The sequence below is a fragment of the Phenylobacterium sp. genome (genome assembly GCF_046463815.1).
Lineage (GTDB): Bacteria > Pseudomonadota > Alphaproteobacteria > Caulobacterales > Caulobacteraceae > Phenylobacterium.
The window spans coordinates 48713-63795 of the sequence record NZ_JBKBRO010000011.1 but is presented as its reverse complement, the minus strand read 5'-3'; the positions used below and the strand labels follow the sequence as shown (position 1 = coordinate 63795).

Annotated in this window: 15 protein-coding genes; 3 read left to right on the top strand and 12 right to left on the bottom strand. The window is 71.7% G+C overall.

All coding sequences use genetic code 11. The features are described 5' to 3' along the window. Positions 1 to 33 precede the first annotated feature (33 nt). From ACK4TT_RS09180 to ACK4TT_RS09150, 7 genes are all read right to left on the bottom strand, one after another. Entirely contained in the window at positions 34 to 258 is a 225-nt protein-coding gene (locus ACK4TT_RS09180; RefSeq protein ID WP_395670649.1) for a F0F1 ATP synthase subunit C, read from the bottom strand. Between the two features lie 38 nt (positions 259 to 296). Further along, positions 297 to 1082, bottom strand: a complete 786-nt coding sequence (locus ACK4TT_RS09175; protein ID WP_410212874.1) for a F0F1 ATP synthase subunit A — start codon at positions 1080 to 1082, stop codon at positions 297 to 299. 5 nt (positions 1083 to 1087) lie between these two features. Beyond that, the gene (locus tag ACK4TT_RS09170; RefSeq protein ID WP_410212873.1) at positions 1088 to 1447 is read right to left on the bottom strand and encodes an AtpZ/AtpI family protein; all 360 of its coding nucleotides are present in this window, start codon (positions 1445 to 1447) and stop codon (positions 1088 to 1090) included. A 182-nt stretch (positions 1448 to 1629) separates the two neighbouring features. Beyond that, on the bottom strand, positions 1630 to 5073 hold the full coding sequence (locus ACK4TT_RS09165) for an AAA family ATPase (RefSeq protein ID WP_410212872.1): 3444 nt from the start codon (positions 5071 to 5073) through the stop codon (positions 1630 to 1632). Between the two features lie 5 nt (positions 5074 to 5078). After that, positions 5079 to 5699 carry a DsbA family protein gene (locus ACK4TT_RS09160; protein WP_409639474.1) on the bottom strand — a complete coding sequence of 207 codons (621 nt, stop codon included), beginning with the start codon at positions 5697 to 5699 and terminating at the stop codon, positions 5079 to 5081. A 2-nt stretch (positions 5700 to 5701) separates the two neighbouring features. Continuing rightward, positions 5702 to 6322, bottom strand: a complete 621-nt coding sequence (locus ACK4TT_RS09155) for a DsbA family protein (protein WP_409639477.1) — start codon at positions 6320 to 6322, stop codon at positions 5702 to 5704. 118 nt (positions 6323 to 6440) lie between these two features. Further along, on the bottom strand, positions 6441 to 6986 hold the full coding sequence (locus tag ACK4TT_RS09150) for a DUF721 domain-containing protein (RefSeq protein WP_409639480.1): 546 nt from the start codon (positions 6984 to 6986) through the stop codon (positions 6441 to 6443). 46 nt (positions 6987 to 7032) lie between these two features. Here ACK4TT_RS09150 and mutY point away from each other — a divergent pair, with 46 nt between their 5' ends. After that, on the top strand, positions 7033 to 8070 hold the full coding sequence (gene mutY / locus ACK4TT_RS09145) for an A/G-specific adenine glycosylase (protein WP_410212871.1): 1038 nt from the start codon (positions 7033 to 7035) through the stop codon (positions 8068 to 8070). On the opposite strand, the gene ACK4TT_RS09140 is transcribed toward mutY, so the two are convergent. From ACK4TT_RS09140 to ACK4TT_RS09125, 4 genes are all read right to left on the bottom strand, one after another. Next, complete coding sequence (locus ACK4TT_RS09140; RefSeq protein ID WP_409639486.1) at positions 8067 to 9146, bottom strand: site-specific DNA-methyltransferase; 1080 nt, start codon at positions 9144 to 9146, stop codon at positions 8067 to 8069. The genes mutY and ACK4TT_RS09140 overlap by 4 nt on opposite strands. 82 nt (positions 9147 to 9228) lie before the next feature. After that, on the bottom strand, positions 9229 to 9897 hold the full coding sequence (locus tag ACK4TT_RS09135) for a ribonuclease HII (RefSeq protein WP_410212870.1): 669 nt from the start codon (positions 9895 to 9897) through the stop codon (positions 9229 to 9231). Then, a complete protein-coding gene (locus ACK4TT_RS09130; RefSeq protein ID WP_410212869.1) occupies positions 9897 to 10490 on the bottom strand; it encodes a DNA-3-methyladenine glycosylase I in 594 nt (197 codons plus the stop codon). The genes ACK4TT_RS09135 and ACK4TT_RS09130 overlap by 1 nt, the downstream gene beginning before the upstream one ends. A 63-nt stretch (positions 10491 to 10553) precedes the next feature. After that, entirely contained in the window at positions 10554 to 11360 is an 807-nt protein-coding gene (locus ACK4TT_RS09125; RefSeq protein ID WP_410212868.1) for a YgfZ/GcvT domain-containing protein, read from the bottom strand. Positions 11361 to 11421: 61 nt separating this feature from the next. On the opposite strand from ACK4TT_RS09125, the gene ACK4TT_RS09120 reads away from it, so the two are divergent. Next, positions 11422 to 12393: a glycosyltransferase family 9 protein gene (locus ACK4TT_RS09120; RefSeq protein WP_410212867.1), complete on the top strand. Its 972-nt coding sequence runs from the start codon at positions 11422 to 11424 to the stop codon at positions 12391 to 12393. Beyond that, complete coding sequence (locus tag ACK4TT_RS09115; RefSeq protein WP_410212866.1) at positions 12386 to 13720, top strand: dihydroorotase; 1335 nt, start codon at positions 12386 to 12388, stop codon at positions 13718 to 13720. Before ACK4TT_RS09120 ends, ACK4TT_RS09115 begins: the two co-directional genes overlap by 8 nt. On the opposite strand, the gene ACK4TT_RS09110 is transcribed toward ACK4TT_RS09115, so the two are convergent. Next, the gene (locus tag ACK4TT_RS09110; RefSeq protein WP_410212865.1) at positions 13717 to 15081 is read right to left on the bottom strand and encodes a serine hydrolase domain-containing protein; all 1365 of its coding nucleotides are present in this window, start codon (positions 15079 to 15081) and stop codon (positions 13717 to 13719) included. The genes ACK4TT_RS09115 and ACK4TT_RS09110 overlap by 4 nt on opposite strands. Between the last annotated feature and the right edge of the window lie 2 nt (positions 15082 to 15083).

Sequence of the window (15083 nt, the reverse complement as noted above, 5' to 3'; positions counted from 1 at the left end):
GCAAGGACGAGCCCGCGCTGGCGTCCAGGTGGATCAGCCGAACTTCAGCAGGATGCCCAGCACGAACGACAGGATGCCCAGGGCTTCGGCCAGGGCCGCGCCCACGAACAGGTTGCCGATCTGGCTGGCGGCGGCCGATGGGTTGCGCAGGGCGCCCGACAGGAAGTTGCCGAAGATGTTGCCGACGCCGATGCCGGCGCCGATCATGCCGAGCGTCGCGAGGCCGGCGCCGATTTGCTTAGCAGCTTCGAGTTCCATGGGATTGTTCTCGTCCTAGTGGTGGATCTGTAGGTGGATCAGTGGCCGTGGCCGAGGTTGACCACGTCATTGAGGTAGATGCAGGTCAGCACGGCGAAGACGAACGCCTGCAGGAAGGCCACCAGGCATTCCAGGGCCGTCAGCGCCACGACCATGCTGAGCGACAGGGCCGCGCCGGGGATGCCGAGCACGCCCAGGCCGCCGCCGGCCGCCAGCGCGCCCAGCGCCACGACGAAGCCGGCGAAGACCTTCAGCGCCACGTGGCCGCCCAGCATGTTGCCGAAGAGACGAAGGGCGAGGGTGACCGGCCGCAGCAGGAACGAGACGAACTCGATCACCACGATCACCGGCAGCAGCACCCACGGCACGCCCGAGGGCACGAACAGCTTGAAGAAGCCCAGGCCGTTCTTGGCGAAGCCCACGGCGAGGACCAGCAGGATGGTCATGATGCCGAAGGTGGCTGTGATCGCGAGCTGCGACGTCACCGTGAACGTCAGCAGCAGGCCCAGCACGTTCATCGCCAGGATGAACATGAAAAGGGTGAAGACGAACGGGAAGTACTTCCGGCCGTCGTGGCCAATGATCGACTCCGCCAGGTTGTCGATCATGCCGAACAGCGTTTCGCCCGCCGCCTGGAGGCGGCCGGGCACGACCTGCATCTTCGCGGTGACCAGCGACATGAACGCCACCACCGCCACGAAGGCGATGGTCATGGCCAGGTGCGAGTTGGTGAAGGCCAGCTCCGTGCGGCCGAACACCGGCAGGTTGACGGTCCCGAAGTCGACGAGCTTTTCGATCTGGAACTGATGGATCGGGTCGGCCATCGGCCCTAGGACTCCTCGTCGTCGTCATCGAACGGAACCGACGGGGGCGATTCCGCATCCTGCCTCGCCAGCGCCATCAGGCGGTTGGCCGTTCGCCGCGCCATCCAGAGCGAAAGGGCGAATCCGAGAAGGACACCCCCGATCAACCCCCACGGCGTGGTGTTGAGCACTCGGTCGACGATGAACCCCGCCGCCAACCCCACCAGCACCCCGCCGAGCAGTTCGGCGATGATGCGATAGGCCTGGCTGACGGCCTGCTCACCGGCGTGCGACGTCACCGGACGCTGGGTCCGGGCCCCCAGGGCGGCCGCTCGTTCGTCGAGGCGCTTCATCGCCTCTTCGCGTGCGTCGTCGGCAGGGGCCATGAACGTGCTTACGAGTTTCGGGAAGACAGATGCCCCCCCGGCTTGATCGCGGCGGAACCTATAGACGCGGCGTCGGCGCGTCAAGATGACGGCGAAAGTATGTAAGATACTGATCTAGCAATATAAATTGGGTCTGTGACAGAACGTCCGCCACCTTCCCGAACGGAAGGTCGAGCTGGCGGCTACTGCGCCGCCATGGCCTCGGCCTGCCGCAGGTCCACGGAAACCAGTTGGGAGACGCCGCGCTCGGCCATGGTGACCCCGAAAAGCCGGTCGGCGCGGGCCATGGTGACGGGGTTGTGGGTGATGACGATGAACCGGGTCTCGGTGCGCCGGCACATCTCGTCGATCATGTTGCAGAAGCGATCGACGTTGGCGTCGTCGAGCGGCGCGTCCACCTCGTCCAGCACGCAGATCGGGGCGGGCTGAGCGAGGAAGACGGCGAAGATCAGGGCCGCGGCGGTCAGGGCCTGCTCGCCCCCGCTCATCAGGCTCATGGTCGCGAGCCGCTTGCCGGGCGGGCAGGCATAGATCTCCAGGCCCGCTTCCAGGGGGTCGTCCGATTCGACCAGCCGCAGTTCGGCCTGGCCGCCCTGGAAGAGGGTCGAAAACAACGTCTTGAAATGCTCGTTGATGACGTCGAAGGCGGCCGTCAGGCGTTCGCGCCCCTCGCCGTTCAGTTCGTCGATTCCCTGGCGCAGCCGGGCGATGGCGCCGGTCAGGTCCGAGCGCTCGGTCTGCATCGTTTCGAGACGGATGGCGTACTCGGCCGCCTCCTCCTCGGCGCGGAGGTTCACCGGCCCGATGGCCTCGCGCTGGCGCTCGAGGTTGTAGAGGTGCGCCTCCATCCCCTCGGCGTCGGAGGGAATGGCCACGGCTTCGTCGGCGAGCCTGCGGGCCAGCTCCTCGGGCTCGATCTGGGCGGTCTCGCGGATCTGCGCCGTCACCTCGGCCAGACGCTGGACGGCGGCCTCGGCGTGGGCGGACAGGCTGGCGCGGACCTCGCGCGCCTCGCCGGCGGCGGCCTCGGCGGCGCGCAGGGCCCGATCGGCCTCGGCCCGCTCATGCTCGGCGGCGGCCAGCGCATCCGAGGTCTTGGCCCGACGCGCCTCGGCGGCGGCGAGCTCGTCCAGAAGGGTCGTCCGCCGGGCTTCCAGCGTGCTGGGCGCGGCCTTGGCGGCCTCCAGCGCCGCGTAGGCCTTCTCCCGGGCGGCGGCAAGCTGCTCCAGCCGCTTGGCGGCGGCGGCCGAGCGGCGGGTCCAGTCGTCGCGGTCGCGCGCCAGGGCCTCGAAGCGGCGGGTGCGTCCATCGCGTTCGCGGACCTCCATCTCGAAGGAGGAGCGGGCGGCGGCGGCGGCCTCGCGGGCGGCCATGGCGGCGGCGCGCGCGGCGGCGAGCCCTTCGGCCAGATCGCCCGCGCCGGCCTCGCCCGAGGCGGCCTCCCGGGCGGCGGCGAGCTGGCCCTCGTGCTCGGCGAGTTCGGCCTCGAACCGACTGATCAGGTCGTCGAGCGAGGAAGCGCGGGCCTCGTTGCGGGCGGCCTCCTGCTCGTAGCGCTGCAGGGCCTGGCGGGCCTGGGCGGCCTTCTGCTCCAGGGTGGGCGGCTCGCGGCGGGCGTTGCGAAGGGCCTCTTCCGCCTTGCGCACCCGCTCGGCGGCGGCGGCCTGGGCCTCGCGGGCGACCTTGGCCCTGGGCTCCAGCTTCTCGATCTCGGCCTCGACCTCGGCCAGCCGGGTCTTCTGCTCCAGGCGGACGGCGGCGGGCTTCGGCGCCTCGGCCCGCGCCGTGAAGCCGTCCCAGCGCCAGAGGTCGCCTTCCTTCGAGACCAGTCGGCCGCCGGGCGGCAGGAACTTCTGCAGTCGGTCGCCGTCGGCGCGATCCACGAGGGCGACATAGGCGAGGCGCGCGGCGAGCGCCGACGGGGCCTTCACCAGCGGCGCCAGCGGCGTCGCGCCCTCGGGCCAGGTCGGCGGCGACGCCTCACGCCCACCCCAGAACGCCGGGGCGGCGGGATCGAGGGCCGCGTCCAGGTCGTCGCCCACGGCCGCGGCCAGAGCCACTTCATAGCCGCGATCGGGCGCGACCGAGTCGAGGGCCGGCGCGAAGCCGCCCCGCTTGGCCTGGGCCACGAGGCCGGCGAGCGCACGGGCCTCGGCGGTGAGCCGGCCCAGTTGTTCGTCCAGCTTGCGGGCGGCCTCGCGGGCGGCGACCTCGGCCTCGGCGGCCTTGGCGCGCTCATCGTCGGCGGCGTCCAGGGCGGCGCGCGCGGCGGCGAGGGCGGCTTCGGCGGCGTCCAGGTCGGCCCGGGCCTGGGCGGCCTGCGGATTGACGGCGGAGCCCAGCGCCTGGCGTTCCTGCCTGGCCTGCTCCAGCGCCCGGCGGGTGCGGCCGACACGCGTCTCGGCCTCCTCCACCCGGCTGCGGGCGGCGCGGGCATCGGCCTCCCGGGCGGCGACCTCGGCGGCCAGCCGCTCGACCTCGGCGTCGGCTTGGGCGCGGGCCGTCTCGGCGGCGCGGGCGGCGGCCTCCAGCTCGGGTCCGCGCTCGGGGGCCGAGGCGATGTCGGCCTCGACGGCGGCGAGGTCCTCGGCCAGCCGTTTCAGGGCGATCTCGGCGTCCTCGACGATGTGGCTTTCGCGGGCGGCGTCGGCGTCGATCCGCTCCAGGTCCCCGGCCAGGCGGGCGAGTTCGGCGGCGTGGGCCTCCTCCTCCCGTTCCAGGCGATCCTTGTCGATGGCCAGCTTGTGCAGCACCGCCGCCGCGATCGTCTCGGCCTCGCGCAGGGGCTTCAGCGCCGCGTCCGCCTCGGCTGCGCGGGTGGCGGCGGCGCCGGCGGCGCGGGCGGTCTCCTCCACGGCGCGGACGGCGGCGGCGGCCTCGGCCCGCAGGCGCTCGGCAGCGGCCTTCGCCTCGGCGTAGCGGGCGTAGAGCACGGCGCCTTGCAGGGCGCGGATCTCGGCCGACAGCTTCTTGTAGCGTTCGGCCTGGCGGGCCTCACGCCTCAGCCGGGACAGGGTGGCCTCCAGCTCGCCCGTCACGTCGTCCAGCCGGGCCAGGTTCTGCTCGGCGGCCCGCAGGCGAAGCTCGGCCTCGTGGCGGCGGGAGTGCAGGCCCGAGACGCCGGCCGCCTCTTCCAGGATCAGGCGGCGGTTCTGCGGCTTGGCGGCGATCAGCTCGGAAATCTGCCCCTGGCGGACCAGGGCCGGGGAGTTCGAACCCGTCGAGGCGTCGGCGAACAGGAGCTGGACGTCGCGGGCGCGGACCTCGCGGCCGTTGATCCGGTAGGTCGAGCCCTCGCCCCGGTCGATGCGGCGGACCACCTCCAGCACCGGGTGGTCGTTGAACGCCGGCGGCGCCCGGTGGTCGGAGTTGTCGATGGTCAGCGAGACCTCGGCGTGGTTGCGCCCGGGCCGTCCGCCGCTGCCGGCGAATATCACGTCGTCCATGCCGCCGGCCCGCATGGCCTTGGCGGAGTTGGCGCCCATCACCCAGCGCAGGGCTTCCAGCAGGTTCGACTTGCCGCAGCCGTTCGGGCCGACGATGCCCGTGATCCCGCGCTCGATCCGAAACTCGGTCGGCTCGACGAAGGACTTGAACCCGGACAGGCGCAGCCGCTGGAAGTGCACTTAGGTCAGCGCCTCCCATCCTTGGCGGCCGCGCCGATGGCGGCCTCCATCTGCTCGAGCGTCGGCACGCTGTTCGGGGCGATGTTCTGGCCGTTGACGAAGAAGGTCGGCGTGCCGGTGACGCCGTCCTTGGACGCGAGCTTGAGCCGCTCCTCCAGGGCGTCCTGCCCCTTTTCGTCCGTCAGGCAGGCTTCGAACTGGGCCTCGGTCATGCCGTTGGCCTGGGCGATTTCCAGGAAGATCGGCTTGATGCTTCCGGCCTTCCACCGCGGCTGGCTGCGCAGGATGTCGTCCACGACCTTGGGGTATTTCGAGGGTCCGGCGCAGCGGGCCATCAGGAAGCCGGCGGCGGCCACCTGGCCGGGCGCGGTCAGCATCTCGCGAAAAGTCCAGCGCACCTTGCCGGTGTCGATGTACCTGGCCTTCAGGGTCGGGAAGACCTCTTCGTTGAAGTGCGCGCAGTGCGGGCAGGTGACGGAGAGGTACTCGACGACATGGACCTTGGCCTTCGGGCTGCCGATCGTGATGTCGCTGGGCGCCGGCTCGGCGGCCGCCAGCGCCGGCCCCCCGCCCAGGACAAGGCCCAGGGCGACGAAAACCGCGGCGCGGCGGCTGAGCGCCGTCATGGCTACTTCGAGGCCTCGGCGACGGCGGCGTCGAGCTGGGCCAGGGTGACCTCGCCTTCCGCCAGCTTCTTGCCGTTCACGACGAAGGTGGGCGTGGCCGACACGCCGTCCTGCCGGATCGCCTTCTCGACCCGGGCGTTCAGCGCCTTCAGCGCCGCCTCGTCCTGGATGCAGGCGTTGAACTGCGCCTCGGTCATGCCGGCCGACTGGGCCACGCGCAGCAGGCCGCCGCGCAGGTCGCCGCTCTGGAACATCTCCTGCTGCGAGCGGAAGAGGGCGTCGACGACGGTGAAGTACTTGTCCTTGCCGGCGCAGCGGGCGACCAGGAAGCCGGCGGCGGCCACCTGTTCCGGCGGGGTCAGGAACTCCTTCAGCGTGTAGTGCACCTTGCCGGTGTCGATGTACTTCGCCTTGAACTGCGGGAAGACCTCCTCGTTGAACTTGGCGCAGTGGCTGCAGGTCACCGAGGCGTATTCGACCAGCTTCACCTTGGCGTTGGGATCGCCCAGGCTCATGTCCTCGGCCGACGGCGCGCCTGCGCCCCCGCCCTTGTTGCAGCCCGCGAGCGCGAGGCTCGCGCCCACGGCGGCGACCAGGAGAAGGCGGCGGCTGAAAGTCTGCATTCGAGAAACCTTCCGGCAGTTCTGAACGAAGGATTAAAGCGCGATTCCCGCGCGAGCGCGCAAACGCGGCCCGAGCGGCCCGTACCTAGGCGATGGGACGAGGCTGACGCGGAGTCAACTAGCGCCGCTGGCGCAGGACGCCACGTCCCAGGGCCAGAAGCGCATCCCTGAGCTTGCCCTCGGGCGCGGGGGCCAGGCTCTCGACCAGGCGGGCCTCCTCGGCGGCGTCCAGCGGGACGGCCCGGCGGCGCGCTGGCGAGGGTGACGGCGCGGCCTCGGTCCGCCGCAGCGGCCCCTGCACGATCCGCAGCTTCTGGACCGCGTCGGGCCCCAGGAACAGGTTCACCCGGGCCAGGATCTCGTGGGCCTGGTGCTGGACGATGGCGGCCGAGGGACCGGCCACGCGGATCTCCAGCGACGAGGCGGCGCCGCCCCGGCCCTTGACCAGCTTCACCGGCTCGGTGCGCCGGGCGATGTCGGGACCCACCACCTCGCGCCAGCGGGCGGTCAGCGCGTTCGCGCCCTGGCCGAAGCGGGCGTCCAGCTCGCGCACGAAGCCGCCGAGCGCCTTGCCGGCCGGCGGCGGCGGACGGTGCGCCGGGCGCGTGCGCTTGCTCTTCAGGATCTCCAGCGCCTCGGCGGTGCTGGGCAGTCGGCGTCGCATGACGCCTACTTACCGCGATCGTGGAGATGAGGCTAAGGGTTGAATCATGTCCCTCCGCGCCCGCCTGCTCGCCTGGTACGACGAGAACGCCCGCGACCTGCCCTGGCGGGTGGGCCCGGCGGCGCGCGCGGCGGGCTTGCGCGCCGATCCCTACCGGGTGTGGCTCTCGGAGGTGATGCTGCAGCAGACCACGGTGCCCCACGCTGCGCCCTATTTCCTGAAGTTCACCGCTCGCTGGCCGACGGTCACGGACCTCGCGAGCGCCGCGGACGAGGACGTCATGGCCGCCTGGGCGGGGCTGGGCTACTACGCCCGCGCCCGCAACCTCCTGGCCTGCGCCCGGGCGGTGGCGAACGAGCACGGCGGCGTCTTCCCGGACACCGAGGAGGGCCTGCGGAGCCTGCCGGGGCTCGGCCCCTACACGGCCGCGGCGGTAGCGGCGATCGCCTTCGACCGGGCCGCGAACGTGGTCGACGGCAACGTCGAGCGGGTGATGGCGCGGCTGTTCGCCGTGGAGCAGCCCCTGCCGGACGCCAAGCCCGAGCTGAAGCGACTGGCCGCCGCGCTCGTGGCCGACGACCGCCCCGGCGACTGGGCCCAGGCGCTGATGGACCTGGGCGCCACCGTCTGCCGCCCCAAGGCGCCGCTCTGCGACCGTTGCCCGGTATCGGCCCACTGCGCGGCGCAGGCCGCGGGCGCACCGGAAACCTATCCACGGAAGATCGCCAAGGCGGCGCGACCGCACCGGCGCGGCGTGGCCTACATCCTGACCCGCGGCGAGGCGGTGGCCCTGGTGCGCCGCCCGCCCAAGGGCCTGCTGGGCGGCATGCTGGCCCTGCCGACCAGCGACTGGCGCCCAGAACCCTGGAGCGACGCCGAGGCGCTCGCCGCCGCGCCCGCCCAGGCGCCCTGGCGGAGCGTGGGCGAGGTGGAGCATGTCTTCACCCACTTCTCGCTGACGCTGCGGCTGCTGCGGGCGGAAGGCGACGCGGAGGGCGTGATCTGGAGCCCCCGGCGCGACCTCGACGCCCTGCCGAGCGTTTTCCTGAAGGCCGCCCGGGCCGGCCTGGCGAACCTGCTTTAGGCCGAGAGCTGCGAGCGGACCTTGGCGCGCAGCACGTCGATGGGGGCCAGCCCCTTGTCCGACTTGAAGTGCCAGTAGGTCCAGCCGTTGCAGGCCGGGGCCGACTGGACCATGGCGCCGACCTTGTGGATCGAGCCGGTCATCTCGCCCACCGCCAGGCTGCCGTCGGCGCGCACGCGCGCGGCGTTGCGGCCCTTGGGGCAGTAGAGCACGTCGCCGGGACGCAGCAGGCCGGCCTCGACGAGGGTGCCGAACGGAATGCGCGGCTCGGCCTTCTTCGAGCCGGTGACGGCCATCTCCTCGGCCGTGGCGGGCGTCACCTTGGCGATCCGCGCCTTGGCGATCCGGGCGTACTCGGCCTCGCGCTCGATGCCGACGAACTTCCGCCCCAGGCGCCGGGCGACGGCGCCCGTGGTGCCGGTGCCGAAGAAGGGGTCGAGGATCACGTCGCCCGGCTTGGTCGAGGCCAGGATCACCCGGTGCAGCAGGGCCTCGGGCTTCTGGGTCGGATGGGCCTTGGCGCCAGCCTCGTCCTTCAGGCGCTCGTCGCCGGTGCACAGCGGCAGCGTCCAGTCCGAGCGCATCTGCAGCTCGTCGTTGGCCATCTTCATGGCGTCGTAATTGAAGGTGTAGCGCCGGCCGCCCCGCGACTTGGCCGCCCAGATCAGGGTCTCGTGGGCGTTGGTGAACCGGGTGCCCTTGAAGTTCGGCATCGGGTTCGACTTGCGCCAGACGATGTCGTTCAGGATCCAGAAGCCCAGGTCCTGCACGGCCACGCCGACGCGGAAGATGTTGTGGTAGCTGCCGATCACCCAGATGGCGCCGTCGTCCTTCAGCACCCGGCGGCATTCCTTCAGCCAGGCGCGGGTAAAGGCGTCGTAGGCCTCGAAGCTCTCGAACTGGTCCCAGTGGTCGTCGACGGCGTCGACCTTGGAATTGTCCGGCCGCAAGAGGTCGCCGCCGAGCTGGAGGTTGTAGGGCGGATCGGCGAACACGAGGTCCACGGAGCGGTCGGGGAGCTTCGCGAGCTCCTCCAGGCAATCGCCCTGGATGATCGTGTCGACCGGCAGGCCCATCGTTCAAACCCTAAACAAACAGGAGTCTGAATCCTCGCCGCTTATGGTGAAGAGGCCGTTGACGCCGATGGTCAACGGAAGATTAAGCGCCCCCGAACGGCAGCTCGTCCTGGAGGTCGCCTTCGAGCCTCGGGTCCTTGCCGGCCAGGACCAGCCTCACGGGGCGCCAGGCGAGGCGGTGGATCTCGCAGGGGCCGAGGCTCACCAGGGCCTCGATGTGGGCCGGGGCGTTGTAGCCCTTGTGGCTGGCGAAGCCGTAGCCGGGATAGAGCTTGTCCATCTCGGTCATCAGCCGGTCGCGGGCGACCTTGGCCAGGATCGAGGCCGCGGCGATGGACTTGGACTTGCCGTCGCCGCCCACCACCGTCTTCACCTCGCAGGGCAGGTCGAAGCGGTAGTTGCCGTCCACCAGGGCGTAGGCGGGCTTCACGGCCAGGGCCTCGATGGCCCGGCGCATGGCCAGGCCCGTGGCGTGCAGGATGTTGAGGCTGGCGATCTCGGCGACGCTGGCGAAGCCCACGCCCCAGGCCACCGCCGTCTCCTTGATCTCCAGCTCCAGTGCTTCGCGCGTCTTCGCGTTGAGCTTCTTGGAGTCGTCCAGGCCCTTGGGGATCTTCCGCGGATCATCGGGCAGGATCACGGCCGCGGCGCTGACGGGCCCGGCCCAGGGGCCTCGACCCGCCTCGTCCACGCCGCAGACGGGGCCGCCCACGAAGGCCCGTTCGAGCAGGAGGTTCGGGCCTTTCGCCATCAGCGCGCCAGCCCCTTCACGTGCTCGTGCCGGAAGCAGCAGGTGAGGTGGTCGTTGACGAGGCCCGTGGCCTGCATCCAGGCGTAGACGATCACCGGGCCCACGAACTTGAAGCCCTTGGCCTTCAGCGCCTTGGACATCTCGACGGCGAGCGGCGTCCGGGCGGGGACCTGGCCGAAGTCGGTCCAGGCGTTCTGCACCGGCCTGCCGCCCACGAAACCCCAGCAGAACTCCGAGAAATCCTCGCCGCGCGCCCGCATCTGCAGATAGATCTTCGCGCCCTCGATGGCGGCGTCGATCTTCGCGTTCGAGCGCACGATGCCGGGATCGGCCATCAGCCGGGTGCGGTCGGCCTCGCCGTAGCGGGCGACCTTCTCGGGATCGAAGCCGTCGAAGGCGGCGCGGAAGGCGTCTCGCTTCCGCAGGATGGTGATCCAGGCGAGGCCCGCCTGGAAGCCGTCCAGCACCAGCTTTTCCCAGAGCGCGCGGGAATCGTACTCCGGCACGCCCCACTCCGTGTCGTGGTAGGCCTCGTACAGCGGGTCGCCGGCCATGCCGCGCCACTGGCAGCGGGTGATGGGGGGTGCGTTCATCGCCGGCACTCTCAGCCGACGGCGAGCGGAACCTCAAGGGGGCTTTCCGCCGCGATGGCGGATTCAGGCCGCGTTATCCCCAGGTGGATGTCCGGCCCGTTCCAGCCAGCCCGGCGTCTCCACCCGGACCGGCCGCCCGTCGGCGGTCAGCGCCGCCCCCAGGGCCCGGTCCAGCCTGACCAGGGCCATGGCGCGCCCCTCGATCCCCGACAGCACCTCGCCCGCCCGCAGCTCGCCCGCCAGGATCTCGGTTCCCGGCGGCGGCGGCGGGCCGTCGAAGACGATCGGCAGCATGCGGCTCTTGATCTGGCCCCGGCGCTTCATGCGCGAGGTGGTCTCCTGGCCGACGAAGCAGCCTTTCTTGAAGTCGATGCCGTTCAGCAGGTCGAAGTCGGCCTCGATGGGATAGGTCGCCTCGCTCCCCCAGTCGGCGGGTCCGGGGACGCCCAGCGCCAGGCGGTGGGCCTCGTAGGCGCCCTCATCGGCGTCGGCGGTGGCCAGGCCGTAGATGCGCCGGCCGAGCTCGGGCAGGCGCGGATCGACGACGCCCGCCGAGCCCCCCGGGAATTCGGCGAAGACCTTAAGGTCGCTGGCCGCCAGCTCCACCTTGGCCCGCAGGCGGTACATCGTCAGGCGCTGGAGCAGGGAGTCGCGGTGGGCCGCCTCCACGTCCAGCAGGCAGCCGTCGTCGGTCCCCACGATGAACAGGTCGTACAGCAGCCGGCCCTGCGGCGTCAGCAGGGCGCCGAACCGCGCCTCGCCCGGCTTAAGGGTCTCGACGTCCTGGGTGAGCAGGCCCTGGAGGAAGCTTCGCCAGTCGGGGCCGCCGACCTCGATCACGGCGCGGCTCGTCAGGGGTGCGACAGTCATGACCAGCAATTTGGGGCGCGCCGGTGTGGAGCGCCAGCCGCCCCTTGGCTATGGAGGCCGCATGGCGTCCGGTTCCTTCCCGATTCTGTTCATCACCGCCACGCGGATCGGCGACGCCGTGCTCTCGTCGGGCCTCATCAAGCGCCTGCACGACGAGATCCCCAACGCGCGCTTCACCATCGTCGCCGGCCCGGCCGCGGCCCCGCTTTTCGCCGAGGTCCCGAACCTGGATCGCGTGATCGTGATGGAGAAGTCGAAGTCCGGCGGCCACTGGTTCGACCTGTGGCGCCAGGTGCGCGGCCGCCGGTGGGGCCTGGTGGTGGACCTGCGCGGTTCGGGCCTCTCGCGCTTCCTGAGGACGAAGCGGCGCGCCGTCCACCGCAAGAGCGCCGAGCCCCTGCACAAGGTGATCGAGGCCGCGCGCGTGCTGCGCATCGAGGACGAGCCGGCCGCGCCCTTCCTCTTCACCTCGCCCGGGATCGAGGCCTACGCCGACGAGCTGACCGCCGGGACGGGGCCGATCCTCGCCATGGCGCCCGCCGCCAACTGGGTCGGCAAGACCTGGCCCGTCGAACGGTTCAGCCAGGTCGCCATGCGCCTGCTCCGGGGCGACGGCCCGCTGAAGGGCGGGCGGCTGATGGTGGTGGGCGGCCCGGGCGACGCGCCGGCCGTCCGGGCCCTGCGCGATGTGGCCCGCAACCGCGTGATCGACCTGACCGGCCAGGGCCTGCTCACAGCCCACGCGGCGCTGAAGCGCGCCCGCCTGTTCATCGGCAACGACTCCGGGGCCATGCATCTGGCCGCCGCGGCCGGCGTTCCCACCCTCGGCCTGTTCGGCCCCTCGGACGAGCGGCGCTATGCGCCCTGGGGGCCAGACACGCGCGTCGTGCGCGGCGCGCGCGACCTCGATCAGATCCGCGCCGCCGACCCCCACCTCAACCAGGCCGTCTGCCACATGATGGACCTTTCGGTGGAGAAGGTGGTACGCGCGGCGGACGAACTCCTCGCACAGACCGAGGCCAAGGATGCCTGAGACCTTCGACCTGATCGTCCGTGGCGGCGAGGTGGTGAACCACGCGGGCCGCGGCCCCGCCGACGTCGGCGTGCGCGGCGGCAAGATCGCCGCCGTCGGCGACCTTTCCCAGGCTTCGGCGGGCGAGACCTTCGACGCCTCGGGCCTGACCGTGATGCCCGGGGTCATCGACACCCAGGTCCACTTCCGCGAGCCCGGCCTGGAGTGGAAGGAAGACCTCGAGACCGGCTCGCGCGCCGCCGTGCTGGGCGGCGTGGTGGCGGTGTTCGAGATGCCGAACACCGAGCCCACCACCACCGATCCGGACGCCCTGGCCGACAAGCTCGCCCGCGCAAAGGACCGGATGCACTGCGACCACGCCTTCTACGTGGGCGGCACGCACGAGAACGCGACGTTTCTGGGCGAGCTGGAGCGCCTCCCCGGCTGCTGCGGGGTCAAGGTGTTCATGGGCGCCTCCACCGGCACCCTGCTGGTGCAGGACGACGAGGGCGTGGAACAGGTGCTGCGCCACATCAACCGCCGCGCCGCCTTCCACTCCGAGGACGAGTACCGCCTGGCCGAACGCCGGCCGCTCGCCCGCACCGGCGACTGGACCAGCCACTACGAGGTGCGCGACGCCCAGTCGGCCATCCAGTCCACCGAGCGCCTCGTGCGGATCGCCCGCCAGCTCGGCAAGCGCATCCACGTCCTGCACGTGACGACCCGCGAGGAGATCGCCTTCCTCGCCCACCACAAGGACGTCGCCAGCGTCGAGGTCACGCCCCAGCACCTGACGCTCGCCGGGCCCGAGGCCTACGAGCGGCTGAAGGGCTTCGCCCAGATGAATCCTCCCATCCGGGGCCCCGAGCACCGCGAGGGCCTGTGGGCGGGGGTCGCCAACGGCGTCGCCGACGTCCTGGGCTCGGACCACGCCCCCCACACCCGCGAGGAGAAGGCCCGCCCCTATCCGGCCTCGCCGTCGGGGATGCCCGGCGTGCAGACCCTGCTGCCGGTGATGCTGACCCACGTGGCCGAGGGCCGGCTGTCCCTGGAGCGCCTGGTGGACCTGACCAGCCATGGCGCCAACCGCCTCTTCAACCTGGCCGACAAGGGCCGACTGGCCGTCGGCTACGACGCCGACCTCACCATCGTCGACCTGAAGCACCGCCGCACCATCCGGCACGAGGACATGGCCACGCGGGTCGGCTGGACGCCCTTCGACGGCTTTACGGCCAAGGGCTGGCCGATGGCCACGATCATTCGGGGAACGGTGGTGATGCGCGACGGCGAGATCGCCGCCCCGCACCTGGGCCAGCCGGTCCGGTTCGGCGAAACGCTGGCGGCTTAGAGCGCCTCGATCACCGCCTTGGCGAAGCCCGCCTCGTCGAAGCGCTTGCCGGCGGGATCGTAGCCGCGGCGGACGATCACCAGCTTCTTGTCCGGCACGATCATCACGTACTGGCCGCGGTTGCCGTTCATGCCGTAGGTCCCTTCCGGCAGGCCCTGGGCCGGGCCGTAGAGCCAGAAGAAGGCGCCGTAGCCCGGGCCCATCGCGGGCTGGGCGGGCGCCGGCGTCGCCACGAACCTGGACCAGCCCTCGGGCAGCAGGCGCTCGCCGTTCCACACCCCGTCGTTCTGGTAGAGCAGGCCCAGGCGCGCCAGGTCGCGGGCCGTCGTCCAGACCTGGCTGGAGAGGATGTAGTTCCCCTGCCAGTCGGTCTCTGGCGTGGTGTGGTTCATGCCGATCTTCCAGAGCAGCTCGGTGAACGGGAAGTCGAGGGCGGCCTGGCCGTCGCCCAGCGCGGCGCGGACGCTGCGGGCGGCCAGCAGGGTGTCGTTGTTGGCGTAGCGGAACCGGCTGCCCGGCGCGGCCTCCATCGGCATGGCCGTGGCCGTCTGGGTGACCAGCGCCCCGCCCACATAGACCTCGTCGGTGCGGTTCCCCGGCCCGTCGGTCCACAGGCCCGAGCCCATGTGCAGGAGCTGGGCCAGCGTGATCTGCCGACGCGGATCGCCCGCGGGCCATTCGGGTATGTTGGCTGGCGCCTCGATCTTCACGAAGCCGAGCTGGACCGCCCGCCCGACCACCGTCGCCGTCAGGCTCTTGGCCGCCGACCAGGTGCGCTGGGGCGTGTAGGGCGTGAAGTCGGCCCGGTACTGCTCGGCGATGATCCGGCCGTCCTTCACGACCACCACCGCCGTAGTCTTGCTGCCCGGCCCGAAGGTCGCGCCGTCGAACGCCTTCGCCACGGTGGCGGCGAGCGCCTTGGAGGGCCTGGGGCCGATCCCGCCGTCGCCGTCCGGCCAGGCGCGGGCGTCGGTGTTCGCCGCCGGCCGCCGGGCCGCGAGCTTGGGCAGGCCCGCGACGGCCTCCGCCGAGGCGCCGATCGGAAGCTGGCTGCACCCCAGGCCGGGCCGCCAGGCGGCGATGCGCGGGGGCATCTTCTCGTCGAACGGCACGCTGACCGTCCGGGCCTCCCGGTCGATCCGCGCCGGCAGCGTGCGCACCAGGTCCTGATACTCGGGATAGATGCCGTCCAGGTCGTCGGCGGCGATCTGCTCCGGCGTCTGTCCGGCGTTGAACACGTCGCTGCACAGGAAGGCCGCCTTGTAGCCCGCCGCCAGCGCCCGGACGTGAGCATCCTCGGCGGCCGGGACGGAGGACGCCGCCGCGGCCGAGATGGCGACCGCCAGAAAAATCACCCGCATCC

Excerpts from the sequence above, each read along its gene's own strand:
- ACK4TT_RS09160 (WP_409639474.1), bottom strand. The coding sequence starts at position 5,699 with ATGACGGCGCTCAGCCGCCGCGCCGCGGTTTTCGTCGCCCTGGGCCTT.
- ACK4TT_RS09125 (WP_410212868.1), bottom strand. The coding sequence starts at position 11,360 with ATGACTGTCGCACCCCTGACGAGCCGCGCCGTGATCGAGGTCGGCGGC.
- mutY (WP_410212871.1), top strand. The coding sequence starts at position 7,033 with ATGTCCCTCCGCGCCCGCCTGCTCGCCTGGTACGACGAGAACGCCCGC.
- ACK4TT_RS09130 (WP_410212869.1), bottom strand. The coding sequence starts at position 10,490 with ATGAACGCACCCCCCATCACCCGCTGCCAGTGGCGCGGCATGGCCGGC.
- ACK4TT_RS09135 (WP_410212870.1), bottom strand. The coding sequence starts at position 9,897 with ATGGCGAAAGGCCCGAACCTCCTGCTCGAACGGGCCTTCGTGGGCGGC.
- ACK4TT_RS09175 (WP_410212874.1), bottom strand. The coding sequence starts at position 1,082 with ATGGCCGACCCGATCCATCAGTTCCAGATCGAAAAGCTCGTCGACTTC.
- ACK4TT_RS09170 (WP_410212873.1), bottom strand. The coding sequence starts at position 1,447 with ATGGCCCCTGCCGACGACGCACGCGAAGAGGCGATGAAGCGCCTCGAC.
- ACK4TT_RS09140 (WP_409639486.1), bottom strand. The coding sequence starts at position 9,146 with ATGGGCCTGCCGGTCGACACGATCATCCAGGGCGATTGCCTGGAGGAG.
- ACK4TT_RS09155 (WP_409639477.1), bottom strand. The coding sequence starts at position 6,322 with ATGCAGACTTTCAGCCGCCGCCTTCTCCTGGTCGCCGCCGTGGGCGCG.
- ACK4TT_RS09110 (WP_410212865.1), bottom strand. The coding sequence starts at position 15,081 with ATGCGGGTGATTTTTCTGGCGGTCGCCATCTCGGCCGCGGCGGCGTCC.
- ACK4TT_RS09180 (WP_395670649.1), bottom strand. The coding sequence starts at position 258 with ATGGAACTCGAAGCTGCTAAGCAAATCGGCGCCGGCCTCGCGACGCTC.
- ACK4TT_RS09115 (WP_410212866.1), top strand. The coding sequence starts at position 12,386 with ATGCCTGAGACCTTCGACCTGATCGTCCGTGGCGGCGAGGTGGTGAAC.
- ACK4TT_RS09150 (WP_409639480.1), bottom strand. The coding sequence starts at position 6,986 with ATGCGACGCCGACTGCCCAGCACCGCCGAGGCGCTGGAGATCCTGAAG.
- ACK4TT_RS09120 (WP_410212867.1), top strand. The coding sequence starts at position 11,422 with ATGGCGTCCGGTTCCTTCCCGATTCTGTTCATCACCGCCACGCGGATC.